The sequence below is a fragment of the Klebsiella sp. 141240 genome, assembly GCF_050600805.1.
GTDB classification, from domain to species: Bacteria; Pseudomonadota; Gammaproteobacteria; order Enterobacterales; family Enterobacteriaceae; genus Klebsiella; species Klebsiella aerogenes.
In genome coordinates this window covers 109018-130912 of the sequence record NZ_JAQIRK010000003.1, presented here as the reverse complement: position 1 = coordinate 130912, position 21895 = coordinate 109018, and the positions used below count along the sequence as shown (strand labels likewise).

The 21895-nt window shown below is 55.0% G+C and carries 21 protein-coding genes; 9 read left to right on the top strand and 12 right to left on the bottom strand.

Features of this window, described 5'->3' with window-relative positions:
• The first annotated feature begins 67 nt into the window (after positions 1 to 67).
• Positions 68 to 511: a GNAT family N-acetyltransferase gene (locus PGQ95_RS06405; RefSeq protein WP_430917361.1), complete on the top strand. Its 444-nt coding sequence runs from the start codon at positions 68 to 70 to the stop codon at positions 509 to 511.
• Between the two features lie 403 nt (positions 512 to 914).
• On the opposite strand, the gene PGQ95_RS06400 is transcribed toward PGQ95_RS06405, so the two are convergent.
• Genes PGQ95_RS06400 through PGQ95_RS06385 form a run of 4 tightly spaced genes read right to left on the bottom strand, consistent with a single transcriptional unit; the run spans position 915 to position 5168 of the window.
• Positions 915 to 1832: an ROK family protein gene (locus tag PGQ95_RS06400; RefSeq protein ID WP_430917359.1), complete on the bottom strand. Its 918-nt coding sequence runs from the start codon at positions 1830 to 1832 to the stop codon at positions 915 to 917.
• Positions 1829 to 2689 (bottom strand): ABC transporter permease, encoded by an 861-nt coding sequence (locus PGQ95_RS06395; protein WP_101704734.1) that lies wholly within the window; start codon positions 2687 to 2689, stop codon positions 1829 to 1831. Before PGQ95_RS06395 ends, PGQ95_RS06400 begins: the two co-directional genes overlap by 4 nt.
• Before the next feature lies 1 nt (position 2690).
• Positions 2691 to 3611, bottom strand: coding sequence for an ABC transporter permease (locus PGQ95_RS06390; protein WP_032711787.1), 921 nt, complete (start codon positions 3609 to 3611; stop codon positions 2691 to 2693).
• 24 nt (positions 3612 to 3635) lie between these two features.
• The gene (locus PGQ95_RS06385; RefSeq protein WP_430917356.1) at positions 3636 to 5168 is read right to left on the bottom strand and encodes an ABC transporter substrate-binding protein; all 1533 of its coding nucleotides are present in this window, start codon (positions 5166 to 5168) and stop codon (positions 3636 to 3638) included.
• A gap of 232 nt (positions 5169 to 5400) precedes the next feature.
• Here PGQ95_RS06385 and PGQ95_RS06380 point away from each other — a divergent pair, with 232 nt between their 5' ends.
• The 5 genes from PGQ95_RS06380 (at position 5401) to PGQ95_RS06360 (ending at position 11850) form a co-directional block, all read left to right on the top strand.
• A complete protein-coding gene (locus tag PGQ95_RS06380; RefSeq protein ID WP_430917354.1) occupies positions 5401 to 6534 on the top strand; it encodes an ROK family transcriptional regulator in 1134 nt (377 codons plus the stop codon).
• 13 nt (positions 6535 to 6547) lie between these two features.
• A complete protein-coding gene (locus PGQ95_RS06375; RefSeq protein ID WP_087859441.1) occupies positions 6548 to 7999 on the top strand; it encodes a M81 family metallopeptidase in 1452 nt (483 codons plus the stop codon).
• Between the two features lie 3 nt (positions 8000 to 8002).
• Positions 8003 to 9820 (top strand): ABC transporter ATP-binding protein, encoded by a 1818-nt coding sequence (locus tag PGQ95_RS06370; RefSeq protein ID WP_213793913.1) that lies wholly within the window; start codon positions 8003 to 8005, stop codon positions 9818 to 9820.
• A gap of 187 nt (positions 9821 to 10007) precedes the next feature.
• Entirely contained in the window at positions 10008 to 10754 is a 747-nt protein-coding gene (locus tag PGQ95_RS06365; protein ID WP_430917351.1) for a DeoR/GlpR family DNA-binding transcription regulator, read from the top strand.
• A gap of 13 nt (positions 10755 to 10767) precedes the next feature.
• The gene (locus PGQ95_RS06360) at positions 10768 to 11850 is read left to right on the top strand and encodes an oxidoreductase (protein WP_087859438.1); all 1083 of its coding nucleotides are present in this window, start codon (positions 10768 to 10770) and stop codon (positions 11848 to 11850) included.
• Positions 11851 to 11889: 39 nt separating this feature from the next.
• On the opposite strand, the gene PGQ95_RS06355 is transcribed toward PGQ95_RS06360, so the two are convergent.
• Together PGQ95_RS06355 and PGQ95_RS06350 are read right to left on the bottom strand one after the other, a co-directional pair.
• A complete protein-coding gene (locus PGQ95_RS06355; protein ID WP_087859437.1) occupies positions 11890 to 12522 on the bottom strand; it encodes a helix-turn-helix transcriptional regulator in 633 nt (210 codons plus the stop codon).
• Positions 12519 to 13496, bottom strand: a complete 978-nt coding sequence (locus tag PGQ95_RS06350; RefSeq protein ID WP_430917348.1) for a threo-3-hydroxy-L-aspartate ammonia-lyase — start codon at positions 13494 to 13496, stop codon at positions 12519 to 12521. The genes PGQ95_RS06355 and PGQ95_RS06350 overlap by 4 nt, the downstream gene beginning before the upstream one ends.
• Positions 13497 to 13744: 248 nt before the next feature.
• Here PGQ95_RS06350 and PGQ95_RS06345 point away from each other — a divergent pair, with 248 nt between their 5' ends.
• A complete protein-coding gene (locus tag PGQ95_RS06345; protein ID WP_015366303.1) occupies positions 13745 to 13939 on the top strand; it encodes a hypothetical protein in 195 nt (64 codons plus the stop codon).
• 80 nt (positions 13940 to 14019) lie between these two features.
• Here PGQ95_RS06345 and PGQ95_RS06340 read toward each other — a convergent pair whose 3' ends face one another.
• A complete protein-coding gene (locus tag PGQ95_RS06340; RefSeq protein ID WP_430917346.1) occupies positions 14020 to 14778 on the bottom strand; it encodes a hypothetical protein in 759 nt (252 codons plus the stop codon).
• Between the two features lie 464 nt (positions 14779 to 15242).
• Between PGQ95_RS06340 and PGQ95_RS06335 the strand changes: the two genes are divergently transcribed.
• Both PGQ95_RS06335 and bdcA read left to right on the top strand, forming a co-directional pair.
• Positions 15243 to 15809, top strand: coding sequence for a DJ-1/PfpI family protein (locus PGQ95_RS06335; protein WP_113373199.1), 567 nt, complete (start codon positions 15243 to 15245; stop codon positions 15807 to 15809).
• Positions 15810 to 15971: 162 nt separating this feature from the next.
• Positions 15972 to 16685 (top strand): SDR family oxidoreductase, encoded by a 714-nt coding sequence (gene bdcA / locus PGQ95_RS06330; RefSeq protein WP_087859433.1) that lies wholly within the window; start codon positions 15972 to 15974, stop codon positions 16683 to 16685.
• Between the two features lie 50 nt (positions 16686 to 16735).
• Here bdcA and PGQ95_RS06325 read toward each other — a convergent pair whose 3' ends face one another.
• The 5 genes from PGQ95_RS06325 to tssF are packed head-to-tail and all read right to left on the bottom strand — an operon-like array spanning position 16736 to position 21884.
• The gene (locus PGQ95_RS06325; protein ID WP_430917344.1) at positions 16736 to 18082 is read right to left on the bottom strand and encodes a VasL domain-containing protein; all 1347 of its coding nucleotides are present in this window, start codon (positions 18080 to 18082) and stop codon (positions 16736 to 16738) included.
• A gap of 21 nt (positions 18083 to 18103) precedes the next feature.
• Complete coding sequence (gene tssE, locus PGQ95_RS06320) at positions 18104 to 18547, bottom strand: type VI secretion system baseplate subunit TssE (protein ID WP_087859431.1); 444 nt, start codon at positions 18545 to 18547, stop codon at positions 18104 to 18106.
• Between the two features lies 1 nt (position 18548).
• Positions 18549 to 19085: a type VI secretion system lipoprotein TssJ gene (tssJ, locus tag PGQ95_RS06315; RefSeq protein WP_183269068.1), complete on the bottom strand. Its 537-nt coding sequence runs from the start codon at positions 19083 to 19085 to the stop codon at positions 18549 to 18551.
• Entirely contained in the window at positions 19066 to 20091 is a 1026-nt protein-coding gene (tssG, locus tag PGQ95_RS06310; RefSeq protein WP_228306453.1) for a type VI secretion system baseplate subunit TssG, read from the bottom strand. Before tssG ends, tssJ begins: the two co-directional genes overlap by 20 nt.
• A gap of 29 nt (positions 20092 to 20120) precedes the next feature.
• Positions 20121 to 21884: a type VI secretion system baseplate subunit TssF gene (gene tssF, locus PGQ95_RS06305; protein WP_430917341.1), complete on the bottom strand. Its 1764-nt coding sequence runs from the start codon at positions 21882 to 21884 to the stop codon at positions 20121 to 20123.
• Positions 21885 to 21895: the final 11 nt, after the last annotated feature.

Genomic DNA, 21895 nt, shown 5'->3' with positions numbered 1-21895 from the left:
GCGCGTTTGGCGACAGCTGATCATATTTGTATTACAATTACATCCGTAATTGTAATGAGGTTTTAGTATGAATATTTATCAAGCCCAGCCCCAGGATGTCGATACCGTCCTGCCGCTGTATCTCGCCTATCGTCGTTTCTATCAGGTCGAAGAAAATCTCGTTCAGGCGCGGGAGTTCATCCTTAAGCGCCTGCAACTGAATGAGTCGGTCATTTTCTTCGCAGAAGTGGACGGCAAAGCGGTGGGCTTTACCCAGCTCTATCCCCTGTTCTGCTCGCTGGAAATGAAGCGCATCTGGTTGCTTTACGATCTGTACGTTGATGAGTCTGCCCGCCATCACGGCGTGGCGCAGCAACTGATTGCCCGTGCCGAACAACTGGCAAAAGAGAGTGATTCCGCATTTATTATGCTCAGCACGGCAACCGATAATACTAAAGCGCAGGCGTTATACGAGCGTAGCGGCTTCGTACGTGATACGGATTTTTACGTCTATAACAAAATGTTGAAGTAAGTTGTTCAGGCCGTCAGAAAGGGAGAACCCGCCATTGGCGGGTTCTTATTAGTTCGTATCAGTCGTCGGCTAATCCACAGTATTAACCCTTGCCATCGTCCGGGCGGGCGCAGGGCAGGATTAGCAGGAAGCGTTCATTTTTTCTCTTCCGCATAGCGGCGGGCGTTATCGTGTAAATTGGTGCACATGGTTATTACTCCATTTTTATAAGCAGACTAAGAGCCTATCCCATTAGGGCTATTTTACTTGCCATTTTGAACCAGGGCAGTGCTCGAAATCCTCACGTACTACGTGTACGCTCCGGTTTCTGCGCGCTGTCCGTGTTCAAACTGGCTGCGCCAATTACGCCTACTGGGATAGGCTCTAATCCTAGAAGCTTCCGTCAAATTCGCCACATTTCTGGCTAAAATTTTTCCCAGCCTAGCACCGATGCCCCCAGTAATCCCCCTTCGCGACTAAATTGCCCGGCGACCAGTAGTGGCTCAGCGCTCTTCAGCAGAATCTTTGCCCGCAACGCTGTATCAAGGCGCGCCAGCAACGCCGTTTCACCCGCCAGCCCGCCGCCAGCGACGATTTTATGCGGCCCGAGAATGTTCACCGTATGGGCCAACGGTTCGCTCACCAGATCGAGCCATACTTCGAGGGTCAACACCGCAGTCTCTTCCCCCGCCATGCCTCGCGTTACGATTTCGACACTGCTTAGCGCCTGACCGCTAAGCAGTTGGTGCAGCCGCTGCATCCCTTTTGCCCCGCCGAGCGTATCGAGGCAGCCCTGCTGTCCGCAGCCGCAGGCCAGCCGAGGCAACTCAATTCCCCGCAGATGAGTGCGCGTAATGGGTCCGTGCCCCCACTCGGCGCCGATTCCCTGATTGCCGTAGAGAATGTTACCGTTGATGGCAATCCCCCCGCCGATCCCGCTGCCGAGGATCACGCCCAACACCACCGGCAGATCTTTTGCCGCGCCGAAACGCGCCTCGGCTAAGGTAAAACAGTCCGCATCGTTGGCCATCGTCACCGGACGCCCAAGCTCAGCCTGCAGCGATTGGGTAATATCAATACCGGTGAACGGCGGAATGTTGCTCGACAGAATACGGTCATTGGCGACATCCACCACTCCGGCGCAGGAGAGCGCCAGTGGACTCTGTTCACTAATCGCATCGCCATATTGCGCGATAATCTCCTGCACGGCGCAAACGAAGTCGGGCCAGGAGCTTAGCGGCATCGCCCGCTGGCGCGGCATAACCAGTTTCCCCGGCGCTGGAGAAACCGCGCTTTTAATAAAGGAGCCGCCAATATCCAGACACAGCACGCTGTTACTCATAGGCGCGAATCCATTAAATCACGCAGGCCATCTCCCAACAGGTTGAAGCCCAATACCGAAAAGACAATAGCCAGTCCCGGCCATAGCGAAATTCCCAGGCTGATGCCAAGGAAGTTACGCCCGTCGCTCATCATTGTCCCCCACTCCGGCATCGGCGGTTGCACGCCCATGCCGAGGAAGGAGAGCGAAGCCGCGGCGAGGATCACCGAGCCGCCGGTCAATGTCGCCTGCACGGTAATCGGCCCCAGGGTATTACGCAGAATGTAGTGAATTATCTGTCGGCGGTAGCCAATCCCCAGCGCCCGCGCCGCTTCCATGTACTCCATATTCTTGATGCCCAAGGTAAGGTTACGGCTGAGACGCGCGTAAACCGGCACCGAGAAGATGGCGATCGCCAACAGCATATTCATCAACCCTGCGCCGAGGACGCTGACCAGCAGGATAGCCAGCACGATGCCGGGAAAAGCGAAAATGACATCCATCACCCACATAATCAGGTGGTCGACACTTTTACCGCACAGGGCGGCGATAATTCCCAGAGGCAGCCCCATCAGTAGCGACAGCGCCACGCTGACCACCACTTCAATCAGCGAGATCCTGGCGCCGTAAATGGTGCGGGAAAAGATATCGCGGCCATAGTCATCGGTGCCCAGCCAGTGGTCGGCCGACGGCGCGGAGAGAATATTCAGCAGGTCCTGCGCATAGGGATCGTAGTGGCTTAACCACGGCGCGAAGAGGGCACATACCATGATTAAGGCGACGATGAAGCCGCCGAGGGTCAGCGAGGGATGCTCCATCCCCCAGCGCAGGCCGCTGAGCACACCGCTGCGCGATTTGGCGAGTGAAATTTCCGACATATCAGTCAAACCTTATTTTCGGGTTGATTCTGGCGATAATCATCTCGCCAACCAGGTTCATCACCACCACGCTTGCCACCGTAATCATCGTCACTCCCTGAATAACGGGATAATCGCGATAGCGTACCGAATCCACCAGATAGCGGCCTATCCCAGGCCAGTTAAACACCGACTCGGTCACCACCGCGCCGCCGATCAGGCTGCCGAAGTTCAGTGCGATAATCGTCACGATGGGGATCAGCGCATTGCGCAGCGCATGCTTGAAATAGACCTGAAACGGCGCCAGCCCTTTGGCCCTCGCGGTGCGGATGTAATCCTCGCCTAACACATCAACCATACTGGAGCGGGTCATCCGCGACATCACCGCCATCGGGAAAATCCCCAGGCAAACCGACGGCAGGATATAGCTTTTCCAGCCTTCGGCGCCCAGTAGCGGTAGCCAGCCCAGCTTCACCGAAAAGGTATCCATGGCGATCAGCGCTAGCCAGAAATTGGCTATCGACGCGCCGGCAATCGCCACCAGCATCAGCACATGGTCGGCCACATGATTGCGGTAAATCGCCGCGCACATTCCCATTGGAATGCCGAGGATCACCGCCATCATCCACGCCAGCAATGCCAGGCCTAAAGTATAAGGAACCCGCTCGCTCATTTCGGCGGAGACCGGCTGGCCGGACTTCAACGAAGTGCCAAAATCACCCTTCAGCATTCCGCTAACGAAATGGCCATACTGCACCGCCAGCGGATCGTCCAGACCGAGGCGCGTATGCATACGGCTGACATCATCCTGGGTGGCCTGCGGCCCGGCCATCAGGCGGGCCGGGTCACCGGGGAGCATTCTGATCGCCATAAAGACAATCAGCGATGCCCCCAGTAGGATCAGCGGCAAAGAAAGCAGTTTTTTAATCACATAAGCTTTCATAACAACTCCACGCTGGCCCCAGCGTTATGGTTTTTGCGCTTCGGTAACGATAATTTCGCCGCCCGGTTCCATTCGCACGCCTTTAATGGTGGCGCGGGTGGCGTACAAATCGTCCTGGAAGTAGAGCATCACATGCGGCGCGTCCTGCATAATGGCCTTTTGCGCCGCCACATATTCGGCGATACGCGCGTTGTCATCCATGGTGGTCGCCGCTTTGTCTAACAGCTCATCCACCTGCGGGTTGCGGTAGAATCCGAGATTGGCCCCAGTCGGCGCGGCGCTCTGCGAATAGTAAAGCGGGCGCAACTGCAAATCAGATCCATTAAGCCCGGAAGACCAGGAAGCCAGCACCGCATCGGTACGGTTGGCCAACTTTTCCGCCGCCGGGGCAAACGCCGCTTTGCTCCAGACGCCGCTCTCCATCTGCTGGATATTGAGCTTGACGCCAACTTTGGCCCACATCGCCTGCAGGATTTGCGCGGTACGCGCATCCGGTCCCTGCACGGCGATGTTCATCTCAAAACCCTGCGGATAACCGGCCTCTTTTAATAGCGCTTTCGCTTTATTGAGATCCCACGGATAGTCGTTGAGGGTTTTATCATATCCTTCGTTCACCGGGGCCAGCGGTGAGTTGGCGGCAGAAGCAAACCCAAACATCACCGCCTTCAGCAGCGCTTCTTTGTCGGTCGCCAGGTTCAGCGCCTGACGCACGCGGACATTATTTAGCGGTTTTTGCTCAACGTTGAGCGCCACCCAGAATACGGATGCACCCTGCCCCTGCTCCAGCTTCACCTGCGGGTTGCTTTTCAACTGCAGACCAAACTGCGGCGGTACCGGGTTAATCACATCGACCTGACCGGAAAGCAGCGCCATGTTCATCACCGACGGCTCCGCGCTCCAGGTCCACTTAATCTCATCCGGGCCGTGATTCTCGCCCCAGTATTTCGGGTTTTTCTTCTCCAGCACGTATTCACCGGTTTTATACTCCTGCAGCATATATGGGCCGGTACCGTCCGCTTTCCGGCCAATGGTGCCAGCTTTCGCCGCCGCAGGGCTCACCATCTTCGCCGAGCCGCCGGTCAACAGATTGAGGAAAGAGGGATAGACCTTTTTCAGCGTAATCTCGACGTTGTCATCATCGAGCTTCTTCACGGATGCGATCACGTTGCGCATCCGCGAACTGGCTGCCAGTCCGCCTTTCGGGTCGATATGTCGTTCGATATTGGCGACTACCGCATCGGCATTGAACGGCGAGCCGTCATGGAAAGTGACGTTTTTACGCAGGGTAAAAGTCCAGACTTTACCGTCATCGCTGACCTTCCAGGCGGTAGCCAGCGCCGGGGCGATTTTGAAATCCGGCGACAAATCCACCAGACCTTCATACATCGGTTTTAATACGGTATCGGTAAAGGTCGCGGTTTGGTCGCCCGGATCCATGCTACGCGGAGGTTCGTTTTGCATCACGTTCAGCGTTGCCGCCTGCAGCGCCGTCGCTCCGCCGGCTGCCAGTAAGCCTGCCAGAATGGCAAGTCGATATTTATTCATAATTGCCTTCATCCGTTAACCCCTACCTGTCTGTTATGTCGCCAGTTGTGGCTGTTATGTTGCGATTAGGTTTTCTTTTTACCCAAAACAGAGTCCCATAAATGTGATATTAGCCATGATTAACGCTTAATTAGGTAATAAATTTAACTTATATGTGATGGTTTAGTTATTTTTGAAAATAAACTGATTGCTAAAGCGCCAGTCCGCGATTATGTTCAGAAAAAAGCGTTATGGCTGAGTAACTATGCTGAACAAACTCCACCAACAATTGATTCATCTGGTCTGCAGCGAGGAAGGCGCCAGCCGCGCAGATCTCGCCCGCCTGACGGGTATGAGTAAGGCGGCCATTGGCGCACTGGTAAAAGAGATGCTGGCTGATGGTCTGCTACAGGAGAGCGATATGGCCGCTTCCGGCGGTCAGGGACGCCCCTCCGTCACCCTTTCGCTGGCGCCGGACGCCGCTTACGCCATCGGCATCTCGCTGATTGATAACCAGTTGGTGTTGGTACTGATGAATGCCAGCGGTGAGAAAATCGCCGAGCGCCTGCTCACGCCGCAGCTTGAAATTCCCGACGTAATCCAGCAACTGGCGGGTGAAATCCGCAGTTTGTTAAGCGATACGCTCATTGAGCGCCAACGGCTGGTCGGCATCGGTTTTGCCCTGTCTGCCTTTGTCGACGCTGCGCAATCGGTCTGCGTACAGTCGGCGTTGCTCGGCTGGCATCAGGTGCCGCTGGCTGAACTGTTAAGCCGCGCGACCGGCGGGATCCCGGTATTTATTGAAAACGACACCCGGGCGCTGGCGAACTGGGAGAAAACGTTTGGCCATCTACGCAAGCTGGAGAGCGCAGTGGTGATATCGCACGGCAGCGGCATCGGCAGCGCGGCGGTTATCTATAACCGAATCTGGCGCGGCGCCCACGGCGGCGCAGGCGAAATAGCCCACTGCACCATCGTGCCGGCGGGCACGCCTTGTCGCTGCGGGAAGCGTGGCTGTCTCGACACCATCGCGTCTCTCACCGCCATCTTTGAACAGGCGCGCATGGCTGGTATCCATACCGACCACCTGGATGAACTGGAGGCCATGGCGCGTAAGGGCCACACCGCCGCCATCCAGATCCTGCATCGGGCCGGCGACGCCTTAGGATTGGCTATTTCACATCAGATCCAGACCCACGATCCGGCGGCGATCATGCTTGCCCACCAGCCGGATAGCTTTAACGGTTTACTGAATACCGTGATGCAACAAGCCATTGAAACCAACCTGCTGCCGGGGATGGCGGGGAAAACGCCGCTTATCTATCGCCCGCTGGCTCCAGATAGCTGGGCGCTCGCCGCGGCGAGCGTCGCTCTGACTCACGTTCTCTTTCCAGGATAATTTCGAGGTCCCTATGCGCATTGCCGTTGGTGGAATACATATTGAATGCAGCACGTTTAACCCGGTACTGACTCATGAAGCAGAGTTTCGCACCGTCAGAGGCGATGCCCTGCTGCAGGCGCCCCACTTTCAGTTTTTACGTGAGTATCCGGCGACGTTTCTGCCGACGCTGCACACCCGGGCGATTCCCGGCGGCCCGGTAGCTCGGGAAACTTACGAACAGTTCAAGGCCGAATTCTTAAGCCGTCTGCAGGCGCAACTGCCGATCGACGGCCTGTACCTCGCGATGCACGGCGCAATGTACGTTGAAGGTATGGAAGACGCTGAAGGCGACTGGATCGCTGCTGCCCGCGCCTGCGTCGGCGATGACTGCCCGATTGCCGTCAGCTACGATCTACACGGTAACGTGACCCAGCGCATTATCGACGCCATCGACATGTTCTCAACCTATCGCACCGCGCCGCATATCGATATTGAAGAAACCATGCGCCGTTCGGTCAGTATGCTGGTGGATAGTCTGCAAAGCGGCGTGCGCCCGGGCATAGTGTGGGCCCCCATCCCGGTATTACTCCCTGGCGAGCGGACCAGTACGGAAGATGAGCCAGCGAAAAGCCTCTATGCCATGCTGCCAAACAGCGACCAGATAGACGGCGTACTCGATAGCTCATTAATGGTCGGCTACGTGTGGGCCGACGAACCGCGCGCCACCGCCGCGGCCATTTTTACCGGCACCGATCGCGCGGTACTGGAACAACAGGCCGCGAAACTGGCGCAGGCTTATTGGGACGTGCGGGAAGATTTTGTTTTCGGCTGCCGGACGGGCAGCGTCGCCGAATGCGTCGCTCAGGCTATCGCCAGCGCCACGGGCCCGGTTATCCTGGCGGATTCGGGCGATAATCCCACCGGCGGCGGCGTCGGCGATCGCGGCGACGTGCTCGCTGAACTGCTACGTCAGCAGGCGCAAAATACCCTTGTCGCCGGCATTACCGACGCGCCGGCAACACGTTCGGCGTTTGAAGCCGGCATCGGCGCAGAACTGCAGTTAACGGTCGGCGCCAGCCTCGATCCGACGGGCGTCAGCGCGAGCGCGCGTTTTACCGTCACTGGTCTGCTGGCGGCGGATCCGCAGCGCCCGGCCAATCAGGCGGTGCTACAGACAGATGGGATTACCGTAGTGGTGGCCGACCGTCGTCGTCCGTATCACGATATCGCTGACTTTAGCGCGCTGGGACTCGACCCGCGGCAGGTGAAAATTCTGGTGGTCAAATCCGGCTATTTATCGCCGGAACTGGCGCCGCTGGCCAATCCGAACCTGATGGCGCTCTCGGAAGGGGTCGTCGATCAGGATATTGAACGGGTGGCGCGTCTGCGAATGCTGACCCCCACCTGGCCGTTTAAGCGTGACCTCGAATTCACTCCACTGGTGCGGGTTTCCGCCCGCGCGCCCTTTGCCAGGGAGTCCTGAGTCATGAACCGTGAAACGCCTGCGCCAGTGCTGGCCGTCGACAATCTGAGCGTCTCATTCCGCCACGGCGAGAGCTGGCAGAAGGTGGTGCGTAATATTAGTTTTAGCCTTTATCCTGGTAAGACGCTGGCGATTGTTGGCGAATCCGGCTCAGGCAAAAGCGTGACGGCGATGGCCATTATGCGCCTGCTTTCTACCCGCCATAGCCGTACCGAGGGACAGGTGCTGCTCGGCGGTAAATCACTGCTCGAGATTCCTGAAGAGGAAATGCGTCGCGTACGCGGCGCCGAGGTAGCGATGATTTTTCAGGAGCCGATGACCAGTCTCAATCCGGCATTTACCATTGGCAACCAAATAGCGGAAGTCTTTATTCGCCATCAAGGTTTATCGGCGCGCCAGGCGAAGCAGGAGGCCATCGCCCTGCTGGATAAAGTCCGCATTCCGCATGCTGCGCAGCGTTTCGATGAATATCCGCATCAGTTTTCCGGTGGTATGCGCCAGCGCGCGATGATCGCGATGGCGCTGGCCCTGAAGCCTAAACTGCTGATCGCCGATGAACCCACGACCGCGCTGGACGTCACTATCCAGGGGCAAATCCTTGATCTGATCAAAACCCTGCAGGCAGAAAACAATACCGCGGTGCTGTTTATTACCCATGATATGGGCGTAGTCGCGGAAACCGCCGACGATACGCTGGTGATGTTCCGCGGCGATGCCATCGAATGCGAGCGCACGCCGACGCTATTCGCCGCCCCGCAGCAGCCCTATACCCGCGCGCTGCTGGCCTCGGTACCCGCGGCAGGTGAAATGGATATGAGCTCGACACCCTGTAAGTTCCCATCGGTGAACCTACAAACGGGGGACATTCGTCGTTTTCCGCCAGAGCCAGACCTTAGCCTGACCAGCAACGAACCGGTGTTATCCGTCAAAAACCTGGTCACCCGGTTTCCGGTTAAAAAAGGTTTTTTTAATCAGTTAGCCGGGCATATTCACGCCGTAGAAAACGTCAGCTTTGATTTATGGCCCGGCGAAACGCTATCGCTGGTGGGCGAATCAGGTTGCGGTAAATCGACCACCGGTCGCAGTCTCATTCGTCTGGTCCAGGCGCAATCCGGTCATGTTCGCCTGAATGGCTATGACGTCCTGCAAGCCGGGCGCCTGCAGCAAAAGCGGATGCGCCAGGATATCCAGATGATTTTTCAGGATCCGTTCGCCAGTCTGAATCCACGGCTGAAAATCCAGGAAACGCTGATTGAACCGCTGCTGGAAAATGGCCTTGCCACCCGCCAGCAGGCGCTGGCGCGCGCCCATGAATTAATTGAGAAAGTGGGTCTCAGCGTCGCGGTGCTTAACCGCTATCCACATGAATTCTCCGGTGGTCAGCGCCAGCGCATCTGCATTGCCCGCGCGCTGGCGATGAATCCCAAGGTGATTATCGCCGACGAGTCGGTGTCGGCGCTGGATGTGTCGGTCAAGGCGCAGGTGGTCAATCTGATTATCGAACTGCAGCGAACGATGAAAATCGCTTTTCTGTTCATCTCGCATGATATGGCGGTGATTGAACGCATCAGCCACCGGGTGGCGGTGATGTATCTTGGTGAAATCGTCGAAATTGGCCCACGGCAGGCCATTTTCGCTAATCCGCAGCACCCGTATACGCAAAAGCTGATTGCGGCGATCCCGAAAACCGATCCGTCTCGTCGCCATCTGTTGCGTGAAGTCAATAACGATGAACTGCCCTCGCCGTTTCGCGATAAAGACTGGCAGCCGCCGACCCGCCGCTACGAACAAGTCGGTAATCAGCACTGGGTAATGCGCTGAGCGCATTATATTTAAATAGACCGGTTGAACGCGCCTCAGGCTGCGCTAAGCCGGTCCCCCTTCCCAAAAAGCGATGCACAATCACCCTTTTAACTGGTAACGCATTTTTTGCTGTTTATTGCGATTCACATTCTCACATAATGCTGTATTATGCAGGTTATTGCAGCATTTTGCAGGAAAAGCGATTATGCATAAAACCGCACGACAACAGTTTTTGCTCGAACTACTGAGCGAAAACGGTCAAATTAGCATCAGTGAACTGGTTGAACGATTGCAGGTCTCGCCCGATACCGTCCGCCGCGATCTTGGTGACCTGGAAAAACGCGGACTGGTACAGAAAAACCATGGCGGCGCTATCGCTCTCGATCTTCCAGCCATGAATCGTCAGGGGCGCAATGCGCTGCTGCCCGAGACTAAACAGCGCCTCGGCGCGCTGGTCGCCCGTGAGGTTCCACCGGGAGTAACACTATTTTTAGACGCCGGCAGCACGGTACTCGCCGTCGCCGCTCATCTAAAAGGGCCGCTGACGGTCATCACCCCTTCGCTGGATATTGCACAACTATTTAGCGAACGGCCCGATATCGAGTTGGTTTTACTCGGCGGTAGATGGGATATGCGGCAGCGGTTGTTTGCCGGTAGCGCTACGCTTACGCTGCTTTCCCGTTACCGCGCGGATATCGCCATTCTGGGCGCCTGCGCGATCCATGCACGGCAAGGGCTTAGCGCCAGCCAGGAAGCAGATGCGGAAGTAAAACGCGCCATGCTGGCAGCCAGCATCGAGCACTGGCTGGTGGCTGACCATCTAAAACTTGATCGCTGCGAGCCTTACCTGGTCGCCGAACTGAAACACATCGATCGTCTGTTCCTCGACAAGCCGTGGCACGCGCTTGGCGAAGACAATTCAATGCAGGTCAGCATTGCTGACGCTGAATAACGTGGAGAAAGTCATGCATAAAGTTATCACCGGCGCAGGTAAACCCATTAATATTGCGCTGATCGGCTATGGATTTGTCGGCAAAACGTTTCACGCGCCGCTCATTAACTCGGTCGAAGGGTTAAAGCTTGCCGTCGTCGCCTCCCGCGATGAAGCCAAAGTGAAGCAGGACCTGCCGGATGTCACGGTAATCGCTTCGCCGGAAGAGGCCATTCAGCATCCGGACGTTGACCTGGTGGTACTCGCTTCGCCGAACGCCACCCACGCCCCGCTGGCTCGACTGGCGTTGAACGCCGGAAAACACGTGGTGGTGGATAAGCCCTTCACTCTCGATATGCAGGAAGCGCGCGAGCTGATCGCGCTGGCTGAAGAAAAGCAACGCCTGCTTTCAGTATTCCATAACCGCCGTTGGGATAGCGATTATCTTGGCATTAAGCAAACCATCGAGCAGGGGCTAATCGGCAAGGTTAAGCATTTCGAGTCGCATATCGATCGCTTCCGCCCGGAAGTACGCGTCCGCTGGCGCGAGCAGAACGTGCCCGGCAGCGGCCTGTGGTTTGATATTGGCCCCCATCTGATCGACCAGACGCTACAACTTTTCGGCCTGCCGCAAACTGTACAGGGCAATATCGCCACCCTGCGACAGGGTGCGGAGATCAACGATTGGGCGCACGTGGTACTGAACTATCCGCAGCACAAAGTGATTCTGCACTGTAGTATGCTGGTTGCCGGCGGCGTCTCGCGTTTTACGGTCCACGGCGATAGCGGCAGCGTTGTGAAACTGAAAGCAGACCAGCAGGAGAGCCAGTTGCTGGCTGGGGTCATCCCTGGGAGCGAAAGCTGGGGCCAGGATGACGACAGCATGACGCTGTTCGATGCCAGCCTGCAGACGCACACGCTCGCCACGCCGAAAGGCGATCAGCGCCAGTACTATATTCAGGTTCGCGATGCCCTGCTGGGCAAAGTCGCCAACCCGGTGCCGCCGCTACAGGCGCTGGCGGTAATGGCGGTGCTGGAAGCCGCCGTTGCCTCATCAGAAAGCGGCAGCGTGCAAAAGCTGGCGTTAACCGCCGACGAACTGGCCGGGCTTCAGTAAATATCCAGATGGAATAGCGGCTGCACCTCCTCGCGGCCGCTAGGCTTCTCTCTCCTGCCGGGCGTATAAATAAGCTGTCGCCCGCGAAATACCAAGATGCTGCGCAACCATTTCCATCGACTTGCGCAGATCTAATAGCCCCTCTTTACGCAACTGTTGAATGACCATTTTACGATCCGCTGCGCTCAGCGCCCTGGCTGTCGTCGCCCGCTCGGCGGCAAATGCATCAATTCGTTGGCGAATGGCCGCCGCACCGCCGGGTTCAAGATGTTCGGTCACCGCGGCGCTTTCCGTAGCGGTAAAACGCGTTAACGCGCTTTGCATACCGCGAAACAACGTGATATCGACATTAAGACAAAGCGCGGCTACATATTCACCACTCTCCCCTTTAATACCGATAGAGGTACTTTTCACCGCACGACCGTCAGCAAACTGATTAGCATAGTTGGCGACAACGGCCGGGAACTCGGCGCTGGCAATCCGCGCTAACCCCATCTCGGTCGCCGCTTGACCAACCTCTCTGCCCGAGAGGTTATTGTGAATTGATAAAATGGCGTGCTGAGGATGCGTGAGGTCATGCACGACCACTTCGCAAAACGGCGCAAAGGTTTCGCTTAACCCCTGAGCGAGGATATCAAGCTGCGCCAGCAAGGGTGACATCTCACTACTCATAAGCCGTTCCCGGTGCCTAATAAGGCGCTATAACGACTCATATCCACATTACCGCCGCTGATGATAATGCCGACTTTTTTACCCCGCAGCTGCGCCATAGCGTTCCGGGCGGCAGCAAAACCCAGACAACCTGTCGGTTCAACCACCATTTTCATTCGCTCAGCGAGAAATGTCATCGACGCGACTAATTCATCGTCACTCACGGTCAGGATATCGTCGACGTGTTGCTGTATTAGCGGAAAAGTATATTGCCCCAGATGCTGGGTTTGCGCGCCGTCGGCGATGGTTTTCGGCGTCTCAATGTGCACAATGCTTCCGCAACGAAACGACTGCTGGCCGTCATTGCCAGCTTCAGGCTCTACGCCATAGACTTTACACCCCGGAGACAGATGACGTGCCGCCAGCGCCGAGCCTGACAGCAGACCGCCGCCGCCGAGGCAGACAAACAGCGCATCGAGCGGACCGACCTCTTCTATTAACTCTTTCGCCGCTGTCCCCTGCCCGGCAATCACGTGCGGATGATCGTAAGGAGGGATAAGCGTAAACCCATGCTGCTGAGACAGGTCACGTCCGATCTGTTCGCGATCCTCCGTGTAACGGTCATAAAAAACCACTTTGCCGCCGTAGCCCCGGGTGGCGGCGACTTTCGCCGCTGGCGCATCATGTGGCATCACGATGGTTGCCGGAATGCCCAGCAGTTTGGCCGCCAGCGCGATGGCCTGCGCATGATTGCCAGAAGAAAACGCCACTACCCCGGCCCGTTTTTGCGCTGGGCTAAACTGTTGCAACGCGTTCATTGCGCCGCGAAATTTAAACGCCCCCATGCGCTGAAAGTTTTCACACTTTAAAAACAGCTGCGCTGAGTATCGTTCATCCAGGGTACGCGAGGTCATCACAGGCGTTCGGTTGGCGTAGTCGGCAATGCGCTGCGCGGCTGCCGCCACGTCGCGATAATCGGGGAGTTGTAGAGTCATTGTTTCGCCTTGTTGATCAATGGGTAGCCATCTTTAATACATTTAGTCTAATTAAATACATTATGTATGATCAACAATCAATCGCAAATGGTATAGTTCGCAACCAGAGGAAAATGTGCCCCGCCGGGCTAATGCCTGCTGGAAATTTCCCACATTTGGGAGCAGGATATAATCAAATACCTGATTATTGTGGTAACGCCCCATTAGCTTCTGCGGACGCAGCCCGACACACTGGACAGGAGAATGTCATGTATTACACGTTAGGAGAAAAGACCCTCCACTTTTATCGCTATCAGTGCCGTTACTACGTCGCCCATTGGGACGGCGGCCACGTGATGACCGAGCAGTTCAAGCCTTTTATCGCCGGGATCAGCGAAAAGACCGGCCTGGAAGCAAAGCGTGTGGAAGCGGTCGCTCGCGATTACTTTACCAACGTGGATTAACGCAACGCTTCAGTATCACCAGAAAATACTAAAACGGCACCTTAAAGGTGCCGTTTTACATTCACTTCACTGATAAATAATTACGCTACGGGGATTTTTGAAATAATATATTCTAATGATTCATCAATATTCTCACCTGCCAGCATTTTCTTGCGCACGTCAAACACCCGTCCGGTACGTAAGAACTTTAAAGAAACCTTATCATTATTCACCCCTTTATCGGTTAATACGACTTCACTCAACGGAACGATAAAGGTGTCTGAGTACAACTTTGGTTTAACTATCAATTTATCGACAGAAAGACCAATCATAACGCGCTCCTTGAGGCGTACCCCATTCCAGATATTGAGAACTCCTACTGCGACCAATAAGTAGCCAATTCCCACGCCCATCACCAGAACAATAACTCCCATGCATAAAGCAATAGCACCAGTAGGAACAAATCGGGATGTATCGCATGTTAATTTATAGTTTTTATCTTCAGGTTTCGATATATCAACCGCGGCTTCAGGGTTATAAACATCAAGGTTTGCATTGCAGTATCGTTCGTAGCTAAAAAGATAACCGATTAAAAATACCAAACCAATCGGCACCATAGTAATTCCACCGATATAAGCAAACACAATACCAACACGCGGAGCTTTCGGTAATAACAGAACGCTTGCAACCTGAGCAACTATAGCAAGGGGAAGTACTATTGTGACCAAATCTTTAATCAAACGCAGCGTTCGATCGTAGCCATAATAATCTGAAAGCGAGTTAACCTCATTGAGCACCAAAAGAAACATGGTTAAGTTAATAATAATACCAATCAATGTCAGACGGTGAATTTTATTCATTCATACTCCATTATGCTTACTCATCGTAAAATATTACTTTAAATAATAAATTTACACTATACCGGCAATATTAAAAGCCATTATTAACGCCCACCAACGCTCAACCACTCGAGATACCCGAATATATTCACAGGTGTGAAAAATGGAAAGCATATATACGGCAGACAGTATATCCCAACGGATTACCCCCCCAATTAAATAGAGAATAAGCCGATATTAACAAATACATTGCACCCGTCAACCAAAAAGGCAAAACTTAGAAAATAGAAGTTATTTATTTATCGATAAATTTTTTGCCACTCCATTTAATTCATATTTTAAATTTATTAGACATTATCCAATACACCCAAACTATATTTTATCGCTATTGTCGCTATCCTGTCTTATTCATACGCTAACTGTTGGCATTGTTCATTTTACCAGGCTATACCTTAGGCATCATTATTCATCAAGGAGCTGTCGCAATGGGCAAGAAAATATTGATGCTGGTGGGCGATTACGCCGAAGATTACGAAACCATGGTACCGTTTCAGGCGCTACAGATGATCGGCTATCAGGTTGATGCCGTTTGTCCTGATAAAAGCAAAGGCGACTATATTTTGACGGCGATTCATGATTTTGACGGCGCGCAAACCTACAGCGAAAAACCCGGTCATCGCTTCGTGCTGAACGCCGACTTCGAAAGCGCAGAAGAGCAAGACTACGACGCGCTGCTCATCCCCGGCGGCCGTGCGCCCGAATATTTACGCCTGAATGAGCAGGTAATTAAGCTGGTACAGGCTTTTGACGCTGCGCAAAAGCCGATTGCCGCCGTCTGCCACGGCCCGCAAATTCTCGCCGCGGCGGGGATTCTCAAAGGCCGTACCTGTAGCGCTTATCCGGCTTGCGCCCCGGAAGTGCGGCTAAGCGGCGGCCAGTATGCGGATATCGGCATCGACCAGGCGCACGTTGACGGTAATCTGGTCACCGCCCCCGCCTGGCCCGCGCACCCACAGTGGCTGGCTAAATTCATCGAATTACTCCCGCAGTAAGGTTAAGGTCTTATCAGGGACTGGCATTCATTATCGCGTATCTGCTGTAGTGCCAGTCCTGCTAATCACGGACATTTTGTATCACTCACTATATTATTTCTTGACAGCTTTCACCGCTGAACAATATTGTATCGATCACTACAATATAGTGAGGCAAAGGTCATGGCTGTATTTGATAACAAATCGGTGCTGGTATTGGGCGGGAGTCGCGGCATTGGCGCGGCGATTGTACGGCGCTTTCGTGCCGACGGCGCGTCGGTGGCTTTCAGCTACGCGGGTTCAGAGCAAGCGGCACAGCAGTTGGCTGGCGAAACCGGCAGTACCGCGGTATTTACCGATAGCGCCGATCGCGATGAAGTGATCAAGCTAGTTCGCGATAGCGGGCCGTTGGATGTACTGGTCGTTAATGCCGGTATAGCCCTCTTTGGCGATGCGCTGGAGCAAGATAGCGATGCGATCGACCGTCTGTTCCGCATCAACATTCATGCCCCCTACCATGCGGCCGTCGAGGCGGCGCGCACGATGCCGGAAGGCGGTAGAATTATCATAATTGGTTCGGTGAATGGGGATCGCATGCCGATGCCTGGCATGGCGGCTTACGCGTTAAGCAAGTCCGCGTTGCAGGGACTGGCGCGCGGGCTGGCGCGAGATTTTGGCCCCCGCGGTATTACGGTGAATATCGTGCAGCCGGGCCCTATTGATACCGATGCCAACCCGGAGAACGGCCCTATGAAAGAACTGATGCACAGTTTTATGGCGATTAAGCGGCATGGCCGCCCGGAAGAAGTTGCGTCAATGGTTGCCTGGCTGGCAGGCCCGGAATCATCGTTTGTGACGGGGGCAATGCACACCATAGATGGCGCATTTGGCGCCTGATATACAGGAGGGCTAGATTAGCTAGCCCTTTATCGCAGCAACCATAACGACTATTCCTTCATGTCTAATTTCAGCAAGGCATAACGAGTAATCAACTGCTGCAAATGCTGTTCTGCCTGATGTTGCTGCGCTGAACTTTGGGCCTGCTCTTGCGGCATCTCCGCCAGCTGACGCAGTTGTTCTTCGACCGGAACAGTACGATTAAACGACTGGGTCATTGCGAACACCGCTGATTTCAGCTCGCTTACGGTTAGATATTTTCCCTTTTGTTCATCCAGCGCATCAAGGCGCTGGGCCAATTGCTGCAACTGCTTCATTCCTTGATGCCATCCATTGAGATTTTCAACCGGCAGCGCGACGGCGGCGAGCTGTTGCCGCCACTGCCGGGAGAGCGTTTGAGCCTGCTCAGGCCACAGCGTTAGCGCCTGCTGCACCAATCGCTCTCCATCATCGATAGCCCAATCCGGATTGAGCTCAGCCAGCCGCGCCAGCTGCTGCTGGGTCTGTAGTATCCCCTTATCAGCTGACGGCGAGCGCGGCTGAAAGGAACGCAGCTGCTCAGCCGAAAGCGCCACGGGCAATGGCGCCAGGCTGGCGGCGAATTGCACTTGCTCCTGGTCTGATGAATAGAGAACCCGCCATCCCCATATCGTCGCCACCGTTAACAACAGCATGGTGATCATACCGGCAGCAAAGGGGCGCCAGCGCTGTACCGCCGACGGAAGGTCACAACCTGTCGCCATCTCCGCAGTGGTATCCGCGGGGGCAATGTACACCCGTTTTATCCGTTCAACCGACTCATCAACCTCAATAATTGCGTTCCCCGGCACGGTCACGCCGGCGTGCTGCGAATTATCGGCGCGAGCTATGCCATCGCTGTTTTCCAGCCGCACGGCGGCGTTATGTATCAGAGCGATCAGGACATCCAACTGACCGGCATGCTTTAGCTCGAGCCGTTGCAGGGCTGCATCGAGCGCTTTTAGATGTGTTTCCGCTTGATATAATTCGCTGAGGTCGGCATATGCCAGGGTTAACGTGCGCAGCGCCTGCTGTAACCGCTTGCTCAACCCGCAGACGATTTCCATCCGCGCATGCACCGGCTGCGGCCACAAAGCGCCCCATTGACGTGTAATCAACGTTTCAAGAATAGCGAGACCTTCATTGAGACCAAATAATCCAGCCAACTGCGTGCGGGCCAGCGTGTACCAGGCTGCTGTCTGAAGATCCACACCGTTGCGATCAAACAGCGACAGGCATAACTGTTCCGCATATCGCCAGTTAACGTCCGGGCGCGCCGGGTGGCTGAGCTTTTGCATTTCTTCACGCAGCTTTGCGTAGTCCGCCTGCGTGCGCGGGTCCCCCCCGGTAGTGAGGTGGCGTTCAGAATGTGTCGTCATAAGGTTTAACCAAAGTGAGTACTAAATGGCGGTACGGGCGTCCAGGTACTGTTGCTGTTTGAGATGGCGAATTAGCACCCTGCCCTCAGGCATAAACTCCGTGCCGTAACGTACCAGACCAATTTCCTTCAGTTCCGCGTCAATGGCATAACGCAGTTCGCCAGGCTGTGTCTGTTCCAACATCTCAACACGGATGCTGCTTAGACGCGGCTCGTATTTGAGTAGTACTGCAGACAGCGTGGTCATAAGCTGGTGCGCGGTGCCCGGCATCCCCTGGAGGATTTTTGTCATATCCGGCAGCCCGTAGTCCGGGAGATGCGCCAATGCTCCCGCCCGGCAATTAAGAATACGCTGCATGTTATCGAGCACCGAAAGAATGACCTGATTTTCTTCGCTGACCTGATGCAGGTCGAGACCGCCGGAAAAATTACCGAACAACGTGTCGTAAAGCGAGGGGCGCGGCATCTTAGTTATCCTTCAACGGTTGCAAGGTTAAACGGTTATGGCCGGCCTCAATAACCCGCGGTTTGTCCGCGTCAAGATCGTCGCGAGTCAACACCAGCCGCCAGCTGTTCCCAGCCAGGTCAGGCGCCATAAACATCCCCGCGATCGCGACGTATTGCGTTGCCGCCTCCAGCGGCATATCAACAGCCACGGATTCTCCGGGGCGCAGACGAATATCTTTCTCGGCAAGCCAATCGCCTTGGATCGCCTGGCTATCCTCAGCAAACAGCGAAGGATAATCTGTATCATCAAACACCTTACGATCTTTGAGCTGGTATATACGTACTACGGTCGCCAGCGATGCCCCTTGCGCGTTATTATTCACCCCTTCCCGGGCGCGAATATCCAGATGCAGTGTTTTCACCTGCTTATAAAAAATAGACCTGGTCACTGAGACCGCCCCGTCCTTCACACTCTGCGTCAAGCCGCAACCGGCCAAGGCCGTCGAGAAAATCATCGCCAATAACGCAGCGGAATATTTACCAGCGATAGTCGCCATCTTCATCGTGCTCCCTTCGGTGAATATTTTCCTGGACGCGCTGATAACGCCCTGGATGAATGGTGATAATGTCATTCGAACTGCGATGTGGATTTAGCGGGCGCAGCACTGCAGTACGCCCTAACCGCACCGCTTTTGTTAACTGGCAGGTAAGCTGCGCTTCCGGCAATAAATGACGGGCGACGCATAGTTGAATGCGCACATCCAGGTGTGTGCCGAGCCAAACATGCAGCAACGCCATGAGGTCCTGGAGTCGTTCCCCCCCGGGCAACCATCCCTGCGCTTCCTCATGGTTGCTGGTCGTTAAACGTAACAACACCTGACCATTAACATCCGTGCCGTGGGTTCCCATGACCGGCCTGGCCGCCAGGCTAACGGGATGCCTCACGCTCATGGTCAGCGCCTTTTTCAGCGGAATACGACAGCGGTCGTGATGAAAGATCTCGGCACGAGTTTCCGGCGCCAGCAGTTCAATCAACGCCCTCATTCCTTCCTCCGTTCGTCCCGGAAGAAGCATCAATGGCAGCAGCGCCAAAAAGCGTGATAACGGTATATCCACCGCGGCCGCGCACCCCGTAATCCCCAACCCGGCTAATCCCAATAGGTACTGCGAGGTATTGTCTGTGCCGCCAGCCTGAAATGTCGCCGGGTATGAATATTTACGCCAGATGCGGTAATACTGGCTAATCAACCGATGGTTGAAAATATCCAGAAAATCCGCTGCGGTGGCATACCCCTCGCGGCGCTGCGCGATATCATCAATATAGTGCGTCGGCAGCGGCGACTCGACTCCGTACAATCCCATAAACGTGACGCGAAGCGAGGGCGGTAAGTGCGAAACATCCGCTTCAGGCATTTCAAGTTGCCGAATTTCACTGGCCGGGAATCCCATTCCCGGATGTGGTCGAAAGCGTATCGGTTCATGCCGTATTTGCCAGCCTCCACCGGTCAACGGCGCCTCTGGCTGGCTCTGTTCAAGCAGCTGACTGAAGCGATAAAAATTCATGTACGGCAACCGCTCCCGAGCCTTCGCTATCAACCGGGCAGGCGCGGATTGTGATTCTCTTTCCACCGAATATATTTCCCTTCTGGCTGAACAATAAGCGTAAGCTGGTTGAATTGATTCATATCGGCATAGAGGGCAAAAAAGCGATTCAGCATTTCGCCGAACAGATGAATATCCCCTTCGCCGGTGAACCCTCGGCTGTCGAGGGTCACTTCAATTTCCAACCCTCGTAACAGAAACCCATCTTCAAAACGCTGAAGACGATGATGCTTGACCGACTGGATTGCCTCAAGACGGCGGTAATTCAGCTCATCGTCACGCCAGTTATAGAGTGACAGCGTGCCGCGAAGTACCTCGGCGTTACTCATCATATTTAAAAAACGAGTACCCAGATGGCTCATAACCCGCCAGTGAAAGCGATCCTCTGCGGGCGGATAAGCAGGCAACGTCGGCTTACACAGATTCCGCACGCTCAGCTGCGTTTCTGAAACCTGGTCACAGCGGTCAAGCACGGTGCTTTGCAACGCCCGGCGCGGTAATTGCCCGTTGGTGCCAGTGATACGTAGCGATACGGTTTCTCTTTCAAAACCCCGATCGGCTTCCCAGCGCTGGCCGCCCAGGATTAACCAGGTGTCGTGCATTCCGCTGACGCCGCGCTTCACGCGTGTATGGTAATACCGCTCCGGCGCATGGCGGCGCATCATTCCTCCCCGATGTCGGAAACTGGTAAAAGGGACATATCGCGCCTCGCCCGATCGCCCTGAGCCGGTGACGCTATCAACGGAATAAATCTCAGTATGTCCGTCCTGCAAACGTTTCGGCCGCAGCAGGTATTCGCTCTCCAGGCCGCTGATAGTTAACGGATCCGCTTCCAGGGTGAACAGGTTAATCACCGGTACGCAGTGCAGGCGTAGGCAGTCTTCGGTTATGGGTAAATCGCTTTGCCAAAGTTGGTTGAACACCACCTCGATATCAAAATGAGTTATCCCAGCAGGAAAGGTGTAATTGTCCAGACCCTGCAGATGGACAAACATAAATTTTTCGCGGAAGGAAAAATATTCCAGCAATAGCTGATAACCGCTAAAAGCACTCTCTCCCTTCGGCCACAGGCCGTCCTCCTCGCCGAATCCACCCGGTGAGAAATAGCCGTTAATCTTTATCCGCTCAGCTTGCGTTGGCAGGCGCAGATACATCGCGGCCTGGCGTTTGGTAAGCCACAAATGCAGGGCGCTGCCGGTTACAGCGTCTTCTCCGAGATAAAGCGGCAGGCGGCGCAGATCGGCGTGGGACCAGTCAGCCTGGCCACTGCAGGCAAAACGAATCCTCAGGAGCGAACGCCCGTCCGGCTCGCTGACCATGGCAATTTTCGCCACCGTTATCGGATTCAGCGTCACATCGCGAGTGGTACGGTAGCGGCAAAGGGTATTTTTCGGCCCCACCGGGCGGGACGTTATCTCCAGACCAGCAGGTACCGTTTCCGCCATTTTCATCGCCGTAAGTTCCGGCATGAGAGCCACTATCGATAATGACGGAATAGTGCGCAGGTAATGTGGCCACAGCATACTGACCAACCCTTCGGTGAGCTCCGGTAGATCATCGTCGATCTTTTCACGCAGGCGGCCCATCGAAAACGCAAAGCCTTCAAGCAGCCGCTCCACGTAGGGATCCGGCGTACCGGCTTTGTCGAGATCCAACATTGCCGCCCGATCGGGGTGCGTTTGGGCGAACTCTTTTGCCGCTTCGCGTAGATAACGCATTTCAGCGTCAAAATAGCGTAGGGTTAAATCTTCCATCGTAGGTTTTC